Source organism: Pseudomonas sp. Pf153 (assembly GCF_001269775.1).
GTDB lineage: Bacteria > Pseudomonadota > Gammaproteobacteria > Pseudomonadales > Pseudomonadaceae > Aquipseudomonas > Aquipseudomonas uvaldensis.
In genome coordinates, this window is record NZ_LHVL01000013.1 from 176,558 (window position 1) to 190,893 (window position 14,336).

General features: G+C 63.2%; 17 protein-coding genes. 12 read left to right on the forward strand and 5 right to left on the reverse strand.

Annotated elements, in window-relative coordinates:
• Nucleotide 1: 1 nt before the first annotated feature.
• Genes AD666_RS09685 through AD666_RS26425 form a run of 3 tightly spaced genes read right to left on the reverse strand, consistent with a single transcriptional unit; the run spans nt 2 to nt 1,073 of the window.
• Entirely contained in the window at nt 2–202 is a 201-nt protein-coding gene (locus AD666_RS09685) for a hypothetical protein (protein WP_053150858.1), read from the reverse strand.
• Nucleotides 199–882 carry a Crp/Fnr family transcriptional regulator gene (locus AD666_RS09690; protein ID WP_053150861.1) on the reverse strand — a complete coding sequence of 228 codons (684 nt, stop codon included), beginning with the start codon at nt 880–882 and terminating at the stop codon, nt 199–201. The genes AD666_RS09685 and AD666_RS09690 overlap by 4 nt, the downstream gene beginning before the upstream one ends.
• 35 nt (nt 883–917) lie before the next feature.
• On the reverse strand, nt 918–1,073 hold the full coding sequence (locus tag AD666_RS26425) for a hypothetical protein (RefSeq protein ID WP_156315928.1): 156 nt from the start codon (nt 1,071–1,073) through the stop codon (nt 918–920).
• A 393-nt stretch (nt 1,074–1,466) separates the two neighbouring features.
• Between AD666_RS26425 and AD666_RS09695 the strand changes: the two genes are divergently transcribed.
• Both AD666_RS09695 and AD666_RS09700 read left to right on the forward strand, forming a co-directional pair.
• The gene (locus AD666_RS09695; protein WP_053150864.1) at nt 1,467–2,657 is read left to right on the forward strand and encodes an NnrS family protein; all 1,191 of its coding nucleotides are present in this window, start codon (nt 1,467–1,469) and stop codon (nt 2,655–2,657) included.
• 25 nt (nt 2,658–2,682) lie between these two features.
• Complete coding sequence (locus AD666_RS09700; protein WP_371259576.1) at nt 2,683–3,120, forward strand: hypothetical protein; 438 nt, start codon at nt 2,683–2,685, stop codon at nt 3,118–3,120.
• A gap of 145 nt (nt 3,121–3,265) precedes the next feature.
• Here the strand turns inward: AD666_RS09700 and ytfE are convergent, their stop codons facing one another.
• On the reverse strand, nt 3,266–3,940 hold the full coding sequence (gene ytfE / locus AD666_RS09705) for an iron-sulfur cluster repair protein YtfE (protein WP_053150871.1): 675 nt from the start codon (nt 3,938–3,940) through the stop codon (nt 3,266–3,268).
• A gap of 159 nt (nt 3,941–4,099) precedes the next feature.
• On the opposite strand from ytfE, the gene norR reads away from it, so the two are divergent.
• From norR to AD666_RS09745, 8 genes are all read left to right on the forward strand, one after another.
• Nucleotides 4,100–5,626 carry a nitric oxide reductase transcriptional regulator NorR gene (norR, locus tag AD666_RS09710; RefSeq protein ID WP_053150874.1) on the forward strand — a complete coding sequence of 509 codons (1,527 nt, stop codon included), beginning with the start codon at nt 4,100–4,102 and terminating at the stop codon, nt 5,624–5,626.
• A gap of 192 nt (nt 5,627–5,818) precedes the next feature.
• Nucleotides 5,819–6,466, forward strand: a complete 648-nt coding sequence (gene pdxH, locus AD666_RS09715) for a pyridoxamine 5'-phosphate oxidase (protein WP_053150876.1) — start codon at nt 5,819–5,821, stop codon at nt 6,464–6,466.
• A gap of 90 nt (nt 6,467–6,556) precedes the next feature.
• A complete protein-coding gene (gene moaB / locus AD666_RS09720; RefSeq protein ID WP_053150879.1) occupies nt 6,557–7,111 on the forward strand; it encodes a molybdenum cofactor biosynthesis protein B in 555 nt (184 codons plus the stop codon).
• Entirely contained in the window at nt 7,108–8,355 is a 1,248-nt protein-coding gene (gene glp, locus AD666_RS09725) for a gephyrin-like molybdotransferase Glp (protein ID WP_053150882.1), read from the forward strand. Before moaB ends, glp begins: the two co-directional genes overlap by 4 nt.
• Before the next feature lie 82 nt (nt 8,356–8,437).
• Nucleotides 8,438–9,433, forward strand: coding sequence for a peptidase U32 family protein (locus AD666_RS09730; protein ID WP_053150885.1), 996 nt, complete (start codon nt 8,438–8,440; stop codon nt 9,431–9,433).
• Between the two features lie 10 nt (nt 9,434–9,443).
• Entirely contained in the window at nt 9,444–10,334 is an 891-nt protein-coding gene (locus AD666_RS09735) for a U32 family peptidase (RefSeq protein ID WP_053150887.1), read from the forward strand.
• Nucleotides 10,328–10,798 carry an SCP2 domain-containing protein gene (locus AD666_RS09740; protein WP_053150893.1) on the forward strand — a complete coding sequence of 157 codons (471 nt, stop codon included), beginning with the start codon at nt 10,328–10,330 and terminating at the stop codon, nt 10,796–10,798. The genes AD666_RS09735 and AD666_RS09740 overlap by 7 nt, the downstream gene beginning before the upstream one ends.
• Nucleotides 10,798–11,163: a putative zinc-binding protein gene (locus AD666_RS09745; protein ID WP_053150900.1), complete on the forward strand. Its 366-nt coding sequence runs from the start codon at nt 10,798–10,800 to the stop codon at nt 11,161–11,163. The genes AD666_RS09740 and AD666_RS09745 overlap by 1 nt, the downstream gene beginning before the upstream one ends.
• Before the next feature lie 34 nt (nt 11,164–11,197).
• Here AD666_RS09745 and AD666_RS09750 read toward each other — a convergent pair whose 3' ends face one another.
• Nucleotides 11,198–11,875: a Crp/Fnr family transcriptional regulator gene (locus AD666_RS09750; RefSeq protein ID WP_053150903.1), complete on the reverse strand. Its 678-nt coding sequence runs from the start codon at nt 11,873–11,875 to the stop codon at nt 11,198–11,200.
• Nucleotides 11,876–12,104: 229 nt separating this feature from the next.
• On the opposite strand from AD666_RS09750, the gene AD666_RS09755 reads away from it, so the two are divergent.
• Together AD666_RS09755 and AD666_RS09760 are read left to right on the forward strand one after the other, a co-directional pair.
• Nucleotides 12,105–12,707, forward strand: a complete 603-nt coding sequence (locus tag AD666_RS09755) for a transposase (protein WP_053151263.1) — start codon at nt 12,105–12,107, stop codon at nt 12,705–12,707.
• A gap of 26 nt (nt 12,708–12,733) precedes the next feature.
• Entirely contained in the window at nt 12,734–14,332 is a 1,599-nt protein-coding gene (locus AD666_RS09760; RefSeq protein WP_053150908.1) for a ShlB/FhaC/HecB family hemolysin secretion/activation protein, read from the forward strand.
• Nucleotides 14,333–14,336: the final 4 nt, after the last annotated feature.

Here is a 14,336-nt window from a genome sequence, read left to right on the forward strand (position 1 = left end):
TTCAGACCATGTTGCGCGGCAACCAGAAAAACATCGCAACGCAAAAGACTGTCAGCCCCACACAGAACCAGGTGAAGCGTCGCAACCGGCGTTCTTGCGCCAGTGCCGCTTCGGTCGGCAGGGGCATGCCGCACTGGCGGCATTCGGTTTCATTCACGGGATTGGCCTGCTGGCAGTACAGGCAGGTGGGCTGCGGACTCATTCGAACTGCTCCAGGCGCGGGCGATCGAGAATGGCGATGTGGCGACCGTCCTGGGTGATGATTTTCTCGTCGATCAGGCGCCGGATGATTCGCGAAAAGGTTTCCGGCTGGATGGACAGGTGCCCGGCGATTAACTGTTTGGCCATCGGCAGTTCGAATTGGCTTTCCACGGGGTGCAGGCGCACCAATTGCGTCAGCAGGTAGCGCACCACGCGGTGGGTGGCGTTCTTCAGCGACAGGGTTTCGATCTCGTTGACCCGCTGGTGCAGGCGCACGCACAGCTTGCCAAGCAGGGCGAAGGTCAGCCGGCTGTTGCTCTGCAAGAGGCGCAGGTAAGTGGCATTGGACAAGCGATATAACTGGGTCGGGCCGACGGCTTCAGCCGACGCCACGTAGTTGGGCGTGTCCATCAGCATCATGGCTTCGGCGAAGGTCTGGCGCTCGCCTATCACTTCGAACACTTTCTCCTGGCCGTCCGGCGTCAGCCGGTAGATCTTCACCGCCCCGGCGATCACGAAGTAAAACGCCTGGGCCGGTTCGCCCTGGCGGAACAGCGGGTCGCCCTTGTCGATGTTCAGCAGTTGGCTGGTACTCATCAGTTCGTCGAGCTGTTCTTCGTTGAGCGGTTCGAACAAGTGATGGCTGCGCAGAATCTGGTGATGGACGCGGTGGAGCACCATGGCGTGGATCCTTGTTTGGGCAAAGGAAAAAGGGTTCAGACGAGGCTCAGGGACAAGCCGCTGGCGAGCGCCACAACGCAGGACAGCAGGACGAACCAGGTAAGCGGCAAGACGACGTGTTTCATGGCAACTTTCATGGCAACCCCGTGGGAAAGAATCGTGTTCTCCTGCCAGAGCAAGAGATGGGCCATGGCTGTGGCCCTTATGTTTGGGCGCCTGCGGCCGATCAGGGTATTAATGACCCTGGCAAGACAGGGTGATAATCACCATAAAAGGGTAATAAATACCCCAATGCCTCTGTGTGTAGGGCCTGTGGGAGCAAAGCTTGCTCGCGATGGCGGTGGGACATCTCCATCGATGCTGAGCGTGCCGGCGCTATCGCGAGCAAGCTTTGCTCCTACAGGGGTAAGGGCCGGATGTTGCGCGACGCATTTCGGCAAGCCCTTGCAAGGCCTCATGCAAGGCGATCCGCCGATGGGCTTGTTTGATCTGAGACAAGGTCTGTTCGTGTCGATAGCCGATCATTCGGACCCTGTTGATCTTCATCAACAGGACGGCACCGCGAAGCGGTAAAGGAGTGAGGTATGCAAGTGCTCGATCGTCGCAAGGCCATGGCCATTCCGCCGCTGTGGCGCTTGGCGTTCCGGCCGTTTTTCCTGGCTGGCTGTGTGCTTGCCGTGTCGGTCATACCGCTGTGGCTGGCGGTGTTCGGTGGTCAACTGTCTGCCTGGCAACCGGCGGGAGGCTGGCTGGCCTGGCACCGTCATGAATTGTTGTTCGGCTTCGGTCTGGCGATCATCGCCGGGTTCCTGTTGACGGCCGTGCAGACCTGGACCGGCACGCCGGGGCTCAGTGGCAGGCGCCTGGCGGCGTTGGCGCTGTTGTGGCTGGGGGCGCGGCTGGCCTGGTTGATCAATGCGCCGTGGGCGTTGCTGATGGTGTTGGAGTTGGGTTTCGCCGTGGCGGTCGCGGTGGCGATGGGGGTCACGTTGTGGCGTGTGCGGCAGAAGCGCAATTATCCGATTGTGCTGGTTTTGCTGTTGTTGGCCGCGGCGGATGGATTGTCCGTTTACGGGCTGGTGCAGCACGACGAAGGCTTGCAGCGCCAGAGCGTGTTGACGGGCCTGTGGCTGGTGGCGGCGATGATGGGACTGATCGGCGGCCGGGTGATCCCGTTCTTCACCCAACGTGGACTCGGTCGGGTAGAGGGCGTTGCCCCTTGGCCATGGCTCGACCGGCTGTTGCTGGCGGGTTCGGCGGCGGTAGCGCTGCTGTATGCGTTCGGGCCGGCGTTGACCGCCAACCTTGGATGCGGCCTGCTGTTCGCTGCACTGGCGCTTGGGCATGGGATCCGGCTGGTGCGTTGGCATGACCGGGACTTGTGGCGGGTGCCGTTGCTGTGGTCGCTGCACTTGGCCTATGCATGGTTGATGCTGGCTTGTCTGGGCATGGCGCTCTGGCATTTCGGCGCGCCGTTGAACCCGAGCCTGGCCGTGCACAGCTTGACCATCGGCGCCATGGCCGGCCTGATCCTGGCGATGATCGCCCGCGTCAGCCTGGGCCACACCGGGCGACCGCTGGAACCGCCGGCGGGCATGACCCTGGCGTTCATCCTGCTCAACCTGGCCTGCCTGAGTCGCGTATTGCTGGTGACGTTCTTCCCACTGGCCGCGTTGTGGCTGGCAGGGTTGTGCTGGACGCTGGCGTTCGGGCTCTATGCCTGGCGATACGGTCCGATGCTGGTGAGGTCACGGGTGGATGGACATCCGGGATGAACCGACTGCGCGCAGGTGATCGATGATGTACGGGATTGTGCTGGTCACGCATCTGTTGGCGGCGATTGCCTTCATCGGCACGCTGTTTTTCGAAGTGTTTATCTGGCATGCCGCCCGCAGGTCGTTGGCTCAGGACGCCCGGGAGGCTGCCGACCAGGCCATCGCCAAGCGGTCGCGGCATGTGCTGCATGGCGTGGTGCTGGTGCTGTACAGCGCCGGGATCGGTCTGGCCTGGCAGCATCGCGGTGCGTTGAGCCAGCCGTTGAGCAACAGCTTCGGCCTGCTGCTGAGCCTGAAGATACTGCTGGCGTTGAGCATCATCGGGCACTATCTGTTGCTGGCTTACTGGCTGACCCAAGGTCGGTTGAGTCCGGGGCGGGCCTGCTGGCTGCGGCGTAGCATTCTTGGGCACATGGTGCTGATCGTGGTGTTGGCGAAGGGGATGTTCTATTGGCAGTTTTAACCGCTGATCCTGTGGGAGCAAAACGCTGTGGGGGGTATAGCACTGTGGGGATGAAACACTGTGGGAGCATAGCTTGCTCGCGATAGCGGTGGATCAGCCATCGCGAGCAAGCTTTGCTCCCACAAGTGTTGTGTGGGGATGTCGGTCAGTGAGCCGCCTTCATCGCATTGAGGAACAGCACATTGTTTTCCAGGTGAATATGCTCCATCAGGTCGTCACGCAGCTCCGCAAGACCGCGGTACAGGGCGCGCCAGGTATTGCAGGCATCGGCCGGCGGGGTGATCTGGTTAGTCAGGGTGAGCATGATTTCCAGGGCTTCGCCGTGCTGGTCGTGTTCGTAGCGCAGCACCTGGATCGGCGCCGAGGCGCGTTCACCCAGGCCGTGTTGCAGCATCGGGAACAGGACTTGTTCTTCCTTGAGCATGTGGCCCTCGAGCTCCTGGTACATGTCCTCCAGGTGGTTGGCCAGGCCGTTGGGGCAACTGGCTCGCGCGCCATGTACATGCTCGACGCGACGGGCCAGGCGGATCAGTTCCGGCAGTTGTTCGCGGTGGCGTGCGTGGTAGCGTTCCAGGATGTGGGCGATCAACCGTCCCTGGGGTTCGTTGCGCCAGTCATGGCCCGGTTCCCCGGTGGCTTGCAGCGTACCGAGGGCTTCGGCGATCAGCAGTGGGTTAAGCCCTTTGTTCAGCGCCGCTTCGCGCAGGGTCTTTTGCCCGCCGCAACAGAAGTCGAGGTTGTAATGATGGAAGGTACGGGTGGCACCGGGAATGTCGCAGGCCAACTGGCCGAGGCTTTGTTCCAGCAGATCGAGGTTCATCGTGGTTCCTTGGGTTGAATCCCGGGTGGGACGGATAAGCGGGCTCTGCAGCCGGTATGCCAGAGTCAACCGATTGAAAAACAACGAATATTTTTATGTCGGGGTGATTCCTACCCCGGCCGGAAGGGGTCAAACGAACCCTGGAGGGTACTCATTACCATGCTGCGTGAAAGCCTGGCCGCCGACCTGATCGTCGAGCTGCCCAATGCCGTACGGTTGCAGCGTCTGGTGCAGACCCTGCGCGAATACTTCAACAGTGGCGCCGTGGGCCTGCTGCGCCTGGACGACGACAGCCTGAGGCCCGTGGCGACCGTGGGGCTGGTTCATGAGGCGTTGGGCAGGCGCTTCGTCATCGCCCAACACCCTCGTCTGGCGGCGATCATGGCCTCGCGTGAACCCACCTGGTTCGAGCCCGACAGCCGCCTGCCGGACCCCTACGACGGCTTGCTCGATCACCATGTCGGTGAGCCGCTGCCGGTGCACGATTGCATGGGCGTGAGCCTTTACGTGGAGGGGCGCCTCTGGGGCGCGATTACCCTGGATGCGTTGCACGCAGGGACCTTTGACAGTCGGGCCCGCGAGGAGCTCAAGCGCTGCACCCTGCAGATCGAGGCCGCGGTGCGGGTGACCCGGCTCGAACAGGAGAACCGCAGCCTGCGGGCGTCGCGCAGCGATCCCTCGGACTTGCGCGTGCCGGTCGAAGAGGGGGAGATCCTCGGACGCAGCGAGGGCCTGCAACAACTGCTCAACGAACTGGACGTGCTGGCCGACTCCGAACTGCCGGTGTTGTTGCTGGGTGAAACCGGCGTGGGCAAGGAACTGTTCGCCCGGCGTCTGCATCGCTTGTCCCGGCGGGGCCACAAGCCGCTGATCCAGGTCAACTGCGCTGCATTGCCGGAGTCCCTGGCCGAAAGCGAGCTGTTCGGTCACGTCAAGGGGGCGTTCTCCGGGGCGACGACGGATCGCGCCGGACGCTTCGACGCGGCCAATGGCGGCACGCTGTTCCTCGATGAAGTGGGGGAGCTGCCGTTGAGCGTACAGGCCAAACTGCTGCGCACCCTGCAAAATGGCGAAATCCAGCGCCTGGGGGCGGACAAGCCGCTGCACGTGGACGTGCGCATCATTGCCGCGACCAATCGGCACCTGCCTGACAGCATTCGCGACGGGTTGTTTCGCGCCGACCTGTATCACCGGCTCTCGGTCTATCCGGTGCCGATTCCACCGCTGCGCGAGCGTGGCCATGATGTGCTGATGCTGGCGGGGCATTTCCTCGAATTGAACCGCACCCGGTTGGGCTTGCGCGGGCTGCGCCTGTCGCCGGCGGCCGAGCAGGCCCTGTTGGCCTACCGTTGGCCGGGGAATGTGCGGGAGCTGGAGCATGTCATCAGCCGCGCCGCGTTGAAGCAATTGAGCCGGGGCGCCAGCCGCAGCCTGATCATGACCCTTGAACCCCAGGTGCTTGACCTGGACGTCAATGCCAACGCGGTGCAAGCGCTGCAGGACACGCCTGTGGCGCCAGGAGATGCACCGTTGCTGTCTCTGAATGAAACCGTCGACGCCTGCCAGCGCCAGGCGATTCTCAAGGCCCTGGAGCGTTGCGGGCAGAACTGGGCCGGCGCGGCGCGGTTGCTGGAGGTCGATCCGAGCAACCTGCACAAACTGGCGCGGCGGTTGGGGCTCAAGTAATCCTGTGCAACCGCGGTGCGGCCTTCGCGAGCAAGCTCGCTCCCACACAGGATCGGTAGCGACTACTGTGGGAGCGGGCTTGCTCGCGAAGAGGCCGGCACATTCATCAAATAAGCCGGCATTGACAGCGATCAAGGCCTCTCCACGCCACAAAATCCACACTGGGCCAAATCCAACGTGGAGCTCATTGCCATGCCCCTATCCCTGGCCGATATGCGCCGCCAATACACCCGCGATGGCCTCGATGAAGCCCAGGCGCCGGACGAGCCATTGGCCTTGTTCGAACGCTGGATGCAACAGGCCCGCGACACCGAGAGCCCGCCGGTGGAAGCCAACAGCATGGTTCTGGCGACGGTCGATCCACAGGGCCGGCCCCATGCCCGGGTGCTATTGCTCAAAGGCTTCGGCAAGGACGGCTTTGTATTTTTCGGCAACTATGACAGCGCCAAGGGGCGGGATCTGGCAGTCAATTCCTGGGCGGCCATGACGTTTTTCTGGCCGGGACTGGAGCGGCAGGTGCGCATCGAAGGGCAGGTCCACCGACTCGACCCAGCGCTGTCGGACGCCTATTTCAACTCCCGTCCCGTGGCCAGTCGCCTCGGTGCCTGGGCGTCGCCGCAAAGTTCTCCGGTAGAAGGACGGGCTGCGCTGGAGGTGTCGCTGGCGCAAGTCCAACAGCGTTTCCCGGACCAACCGGTGCCGCGTCCCGAGCATTGGGGTGGCTACTGCCTGTGCCCCGAGCGGCTGGAGTTCTGGCAGGGCCGCGCCGACCGTCTGCATGATCGCCTCGACTACCGCTTGCGGGCGGGTATCTGGCAGCGCAGTCGTCTGGCGCCCTGAGCGCCAGGGGAGGTACCTCCATGGAGGAATAGGCCGGGGGAGGATTGCAGTTCAGGCTGGGCCATCTTTTCTGATAGGACGGCTGAGACCATGGCCCATCTGACGCAACGCCTCTTCCAACCGCTGAACATTGCGGTGCTGACCATCAGCGATACCCGCCGTTTCGACACCGACAGCTCCGGGCAGACGCTCATCGACTTACTGCAAACGGCCGGTCATGTGCTGGTCGACCGCGGGCTGGTAAAGGACGACATCTATCAGATCCGCGCCCAGGTTTCGCAGTGGATCGCCGCGCCGGACGTGCAAGTGGTGCTGATGACCGGCGGTACCGGCTTCACACCACGGGACAATACGCCACAAGCGGTCCTGCCCTTGCTGGATAAGCAAGTGGACGGTTTTGGTGAGCTGTTCCGCCAGGTCTCACTGGCGGAAATCGGCATGTCCAGCCTGCAGTCCCGAGCGTTGGCCGGCATGAGCAATGGCGTGTTGGTGTGCTGTCTGCCGGGTTCGCCCGGCGCGTGCCGGACCGGTTGGGAGCAGATCCTGGCCTCGCAGTTGGACAGTCGTACCGGCCCCTGCAACTTCACTCCCCATCTCAAGCCGCAGACGGGCGTCGTCCCGGTTGCTTGCGAGACGCGGTCATGAGCAGCCGTGGGTGCGGTTCGGCCTGTGACAGCGGTGTGCTGATGCCCGTGGACGAGGCGATTCGTCATCTGCTCGACCAGGCGCCGCCGCCACCGTTCGTACAGTCGGTTGCCCTGGGCCAGGCCCTGGGCCGGGTGCTGGCCGCCGACGTGATCTGCCCCATGAATCTGCCGGCCTGGGATAACAGCGCCATGGACGGTTACGCCCTGCGCGCCGCCGACGTGCCGAGCGTCGGCGGCTTCTTGACGGTGAGTGGACGAATCGCCGCGGGCGACGGCGCCGGCGCTTCGTTGCAAGAAGGGCAGGCGGTACGGATTTTCACTGGCGCGCCACTGCCGCCGGGCGCTGACACGGTGGTGCCCCAGGAAAGCTGTCGGGTAGAAGGCGAGCGCGTGTGGGTAGCGTCGATTCAGCCGGGTGACCACGTACGCAAGGAAGGTGAAGAACTGCGCCAGGGCGCGCGCCTGCTGAGGGCCGGAACGCGCCTGCGTGCCCAGGAGTTGGGGTTGCTCGCCGGTGCCGGGATAGCGTGCGTGGAGGCGTATCGTCCGTTGCGGGTGGGGCTGCTCAGCAGCGGCGATGAGTTGCGCGAACCGGGTGAGCCGCTGGCACCCGGGCAGATCTACAACAGCAACCGCCAGAGTCTCGCCGCGCTGCTGCGTGGCTGGGGTGTCGAGGTGCATGATTTCGGCGTCATGCCCGATCGGTTGCAGGCCAGCCGGCAAGCGTTGGGCCTGGCCGCTGGCGAGTGTGACCTGCTGCTGACCTCGGGCGGTGTGTCGGTGGGCGAGGAAGACCACCTCAAGCAAGCCATCGAAGCCTTGGGCAATATCGACCTCTGGCGCCTGGCGATCCAGCCGGGCAAACCCCTGGCGTTCGGTGATGTGATGGGCAAGCCCTGGATTGGTTTGCCGGGCAATCCGTCGGCGGCGCTGGTGACGGCGCTGGTCGTGGTGCGGCCGTTCCTGCTCCGGGCTCAGGGCATGGTCGATGTGCTGCCTGTGCCGCTGTCGTTGCCGGCGGGTTTCGATTGGCTGCGGCGCAACAGGCGTCGGCAATACCTGCGCGCCAGACTCGTCCCGGATGCCAATGGTCATTTGTGCGTGGAGGTGCATCCCCAGCAGAGTTCGGCGATGTTGAGTGCCGCGTGTTGGGCGGATGGGTTGGCGGTGGTGGAACGGGACACCCTGGTGCACAAGCACGACCGGGTGATGTATGTGCCGTTCACCGCATTGATGCATTGACGGCAATTGATTGCCGTCAAGGTGCTCGCCCGGGGGCTGGCTAGACTGGGCGGCGCTGTTAGTTCTTCCATGAGGATGCCCCATGCAACTGGTTTGCCCGGCAGGGAATCTGCCTGCCCTCAAAGCGGCCGTGCGCCAAGGCGCCGATGCCGTCTATGTCGGCTTTCGCGACGACACCAATGCCCGGCATTTCGCCGGGCTGAACATGGACGATAAGCAATTCGATGCGGCTGTCGCGCATATCCGCCAGCACCAACGCAAGCTGTACGTGGCGGTCAACACCTACCCGCAACCCAAGGGCTGGGAGCGCTGGCAGCGAGCGGTGGATCGCGCCGCCGATTTCGGCGTGGATGCCCTGATCGCCGCCGACCCCGGCGTGCTCGGCTACGCCAGTCAGCGCCATCCACACCTGGCGCTGCATCTGTCGGTTCAGGGCTCTGCGACCCACGCGGCGGCGCTGTCCTTTTACGCCCAGCGCTATGACATTCGCCGTGCCGTGCTGCCTCGGGTGCTGTCCCTGGCCCAGGTGCGCCAGGTGGCGGCGAATAGCCCCGTGCCCATCGAAGTCTTCGGTTTCGGCAGCCTGTGCATCATGGCCGAGGGACGCTGTCACTTGTCTTCCTACATCACAGGGGAGTCGCCGAACCTGTGCGGCGTCTGCTCACCTGCCAAGGCGGTGCGCTGGAGCGAAGACGCCCAAGGGTTGAGTGCACGCTTGAGCGAAGTGCTGATCGACCGTTACACCCCTGAAGAACCGGCCGGCTACCCGACCTTGTGCAAGGGCCGTTTCCTGGTGGGTGGCAAGCGTTTCCATGCCCTGGAAGAGCCCACCAGCCTGGACACCCTCGATTTGCTGCCGGAGCTGGCGGCGGTCGGCGTCGAGGCGGTGAAAATCGAAGGTCGCCAACGCAGCCCGGCTTATGTCGAGCAGGTGACCCGGGTCTGGCGTGCGGCGCTGGATGCACACCGGTCCGCGCCGCAACGGTTCCGGGTGCGGGAAGAATGGCGCCAGGTGCTGGCCGGTCTGTCGGAAGGCAGCCAGACCACCCTGGGTGCCTACCATCGATCGTGGCAATGAGGGAAGCCTGATGAAACTCAGCCTGGGACCGGTCCTGTTCTATTGGGACAAAACACAACTGGGGAATTTCTACGCCGACATGTCGGCATTGCCGCTGGACGTGATCTACCTGGGGGAAACCGTGTGCTCGAAACGCCGGGCCTTCTCACTGGATCAATGGCTGGGCCTGGGGCGTGAGCTTCAGGCCAGCAGCCAGGCGCAAATCGTATTGTCGAGTCTGACGTTGATCGAGGCCGCATCGGAGCTGTCCACGTTGCGTCGGCTATGTGACAACGGTCAGTTGCTGGTGGAAGCCAACGACATGGGCGCGGTGCACTTCCTTGCCGAGCGCAAGCTGCCATTCGTGGGCGGTCCGGCGCTGAACCTCTATAACGGCCACGCCCTGGCGCAACTGCTCGACAGCGGGATGATCCGCTGGGTGCCTCCGGTGGAGTGCTCGGCCGCGCTGATCGCCGATGTGCTGGAGCAGGTGCGGGGCATGGACCGCGAGGTGCCGGAGGTGGAAATCTTTTCCTACGGGCATCTGCCCTTGGCCTATTCGGCACGTTGCTTTACCGCGCGTGCGGAAAACCGACCCAAGGATGATTGTCAGTTCTGCTGCATCAACTACCCCGATGGCCTGGCGCTGAGCAGCCAGGAGGGCCAGTCATTGTTCACCCTCAATGGCATCCAGACGATGTCCGGTGAACCGACCAATCTGCTGGCCGATTACAACGCACTGATGGCCTGCGGTGCGGATGTGCTGCGCCTCAGTCCACGGGCTCAAGGCATGGCCGAAGTGGTCGCTGCGTTCGACAAGGTCCGCCGGGGCGAGGCACCGCCGCTGTTCGTCGAGGGTTGCAACGGCTATTGGCACGGTCAGGCCGGCATGCTGAAAGTCGAGGAGGCTGGCCTGTGCTGAATCCGAAAAAGTGGGTGCTCAAGGGCGCCGATCGACTGCTGCCACTGGTGGGCAAGGTGCCTTTTGTGGTGCAGCGCCTGGCATTGCAGCAGGCGCTCAATCGCTGCCTGGCCGAACCGTTGCGCGAAGGCGGGTTCGATATGCTGCGCGGTCGCTGGTTGTGCCTGCGGGTGCTCGACCTGAAATTGTGCTGGTATCTGACGCTGGCGCGCGACGGACTGCGCATTGCCGAACGGGCCGAGGCCCAGGTCACCATCAGCGGCAACTGGCGTGAATTCCTGTTGCTGGCCAGCCGTCAGGAAGACCCCGATACCTTGTTCTTCCGGCGCCGGCTGGTCATCGAGGGCGACACCGAACTGGGGCTGGCGGTGAAGAACCTGATCGACAGTCTTGACCCGGACGTACTGCCGCCATGGTTATGGCGCAATCTGGAACGGGCGGGGAAGGGGTTGGCTTCAGCGTGATGAAAGCCTCGAACGAACTGCCCCTGGTGTATTCCTGTTCCGGCTGCTCCAACGTCGCGCAACTGGCCAACTCGGTTGCCTTACGCCTGGACCGGGCCGGCCTGGCCGAGATGTCGTGCATCGTCGGGGTGGGCGGGCACGTGACGCCCCTGGTCGACAAGGCGCGCTCGGGGCGACGGATCATTGCACTGGACGGCTGCGCGTTGCAGTGCGTCCAGGCCTGCCTGCAACAACATGACCTGGTAGCGGACGTGCATGTGATCCTGAACCAGTTGGGCTTGCGCAAGCGCTTCGGAGTCGACTGCACGGAGGAGGAAGCAGAGGCGTTGTTCGAGCGGTTGGTGCCTCTGATAGGCGCCGACTGATTGCAACGACACCCTCGCCACAGGGGAGCGCGGTTTACTGCTGGTAATCCGCCAGCTCCTCTTCGGCGAGGATGCGGATGTTGCGTCGCTCCATGGTGATCAGTCCGCCGTCCACCAGGCGATGAAGAATCCGCGAGAAGGTTTCCGGCTGGATGCCCAGCTTGGAGGCCACCAGACGCTTGGATACCTGCAATACCACCTGGCCGTCCCGTGGATCACGTTCTTGCAGCAGGAAATTGATCACGCGCCGGCTGGCGCTGGCCAGGGTCAGGTTGTCGATGTCCCTGAGGCGTTGGTGCAAGTGCACGCTCATGCTCGCCAGGATCGCCAGGCAGACCTTGGGCTGGTCTTCCAGGGCCTTGCGATAATGGGCGCCCTCGATACTCACCAATACACTGTCCTTGAGCGCCGACGCACTCACCGGATAGCAGCGGGCCTGGCTGAACAGCAGGGCTTCGGCGAAGGTCTGCCCCGGCTGGATGATTTCCACCAGGTTTTCCTGGCCTTCGCCGGTGACCCGGAACAACTTGATCTGGCCGCTGATCAGCAGGAAAAAGCGCTTGGCCGGGTCGCCCTGGTGCATGAGCGTGCCATTGCAAGCCAGGCGCTTGAGCACAGCGAGTCCGCACACCTCTTCGAAGACACGTTCCGGCAACTGGCTGAACAGATGATGACGGCGCAACAGTAGAACGATAGAAGGGTGGGTCAACATGGCGTACCTCCGCGTACCGCCATGGTAGGGCTCCAGCCCTCGCCGGCATATGCCTCGGCAGGCCTACCTCGGAAGAGGGAGCCATGTTCCGGAAAGCCCACATGAAGCTTTCATGACAAAAGTTCGGTAGCACATCGCCATTCCCGTCATGCCTGTGTGACGCGTTCGAGGAGACCTTCAAGGTCTTTCGAAACGGGGGCGCAAAGCCGGGAGTGAGGCAATGGGGACTATGGAACGTTATTCGAAAGTGGGCATGCAGGAGCTCGATCAGCGGCTGTCGAAGATCGTCGAGGCGGCGCGCAAACAGCCGGTCTCGGTGTATCGCTATGGCGCACCCTGGGTCTGGATCGTTTCCCAGGATGACTGGCAGGGCGCGCTCAAGGAAGTGTCCAGTTACATCCCACAGGGCCACTCGCTGGTCTTGCTGCGTCCGCAGATCGACGACCTCCTGGACGAGCATCGCAACGTACTGCAAGCCCTCGATACCGCCGCCGGAATGCGGATTGCGCCGCAGACCGCCATGCACATCCTCTTGCTGCAACTGCTCTATTCGGTGCCCAGCGAGCAGCAACTCTACGAGCAGCTCAATTACAACCTGCTGTTCCGCTGGTTCGTCGGCCTGGAGCTGAACCAGAAGGTCTGGAGCTATGACGTCTTGAGCAGGGACCTCGCCACGTTGCTGGGCGATGTGCGTGCCGTGCGACTCATCCAGAAAATCATCGGCGAAGTGTTCTGTGGCGCCTTGCTGCAAATGCCGGAGTTCTCCTTGAACTTCGCGCTGCTGCACACCTGGCTGGCCCGGCATGCCACGACATCGACGACCAGCAATTGAGCGGTACTTTGAATTCAGGGGGTGGTGTGGAGCATTTCTTCAAGTCACGGCCGGCGCTGTGGGGCTGGCTGTTGCTGACAGTCGGCGGTCCGTCGGCCCTTGCCGCGCAGGAAGGGACCGAGGCCCAGGCGGCCCGTCTGGTGGACGTGAACGAGTATTTCGTGCGCGGCAACACCGTGCTCGACGCCCGTGCCATCGAGGAGGCGGTGTACCCGTTCCTCGGTCCGCAGAAAGCGATGAGCGATATCGAAGGGGCCCGCGATGCGCTGCAGAAGGCTTATCAGGCTCGGGGCTATCAATCGGTGTTCGTCGAACTGCCGGAGCAAAAGGTCGAAGACGGCATCGTTTATCTGCAAGTCAGCGAAACCAAGGTCGGCCGGGTCAGGGTCGTGGGCGCCAAGCATTATTCGCCGCTGGAGATCCGCGAGGACGTCCCGGCGCTCAAGGAAGGCGAAGTGCCTGATTTTGCCCAAGTCCAGGCCGAACTGGCGCAGTTGAACAAGACCCCGGGGCGCCAGGTGATGCCCTTGGTCCGTGAAGGCCAGCGGCCCGGAACCATGGATGTGGATCTGCAGGTCGAGGACCAGAACCCCTGGCAGGCCAGCCTTGGCCTGAACAACGATTACAGTGCCGACACCGAGAAGCTGCGCACCGTTGCCAGCCTGGGCTACAACAACCTCTGGCAACTGGGACATAGCGTTTCGCTGACCTTCTTTACCGCGCCCCAGGACACTGACAACGCCAAGGTCTGGTCGGGGTCCTACACCGCGCCGTTGAATGAACGCTGGAGCGTGCAGTTCTCCGGCTACCAATCCGACAGCAACGTGGCGACCGTCGGTGGTAGCAACGTGCTGGGCAAGGGGCATTCCTACGGGGTCTCGGCGATCTACAGCCTGCCCTCCAGTGGCGCCTGGTCCAATACCTTATCCGCCGGCGTGGATTTCAAGGATTTCGATGAAGAGTTGAGCCTGGGCGGTTCCAGCGACAAGGCCCCGCTCAAGTACGCACCCTTCACCTTTGCCTATAACGGGTATCGCTACACCGAAAAGAGCCAGCTGGGCCTTGGCCTGAGTCTGGTGGCGGGGACACGAAGCTTGCTGGGCTACGGAAGTTCGGACGAAGAGTTCGACTACAAGCGCTACCGCGCCAGCCCCAGCTTTGCCGTGCTCAAGGGCGACGGCAACTACACCTTTACCTTCGGCAACGATTGGCAGACCGCATCCAAGGCCGCGTTCCAACTGGCGTCCGGGCCGCTGGTGTCCAACGAACAGTTTTCCGCCGGCGGTGCCACCTCCATACGCGGGTACCTGGCCGCCGAACGCACCGGGGACGATGGCTACCTGCTGTCCCAAGAGTTGCGCACACCCTCTCTCGCCAGGTTCGTCGGCAGCTACGTCCAGGAATGGCGTTTCTATGCGTTTGCAGAAGGCGCTCAGCTGTACCTGCGTGACGAATTGCCCGATCAGGAAGCCGACTACAGCCTGGCCAGCGTTGGCCTCGGCACTCGCGCAAGCCTGAGCAAATGGTTGTCGGGCAGCCTCGATTGGGGCTATCCGCTGCTCGACGGTCCTAACACCACGAAACAGGAATCACGCCTGCACTTCAACCTGCAGGCGACGTTTTGAACCC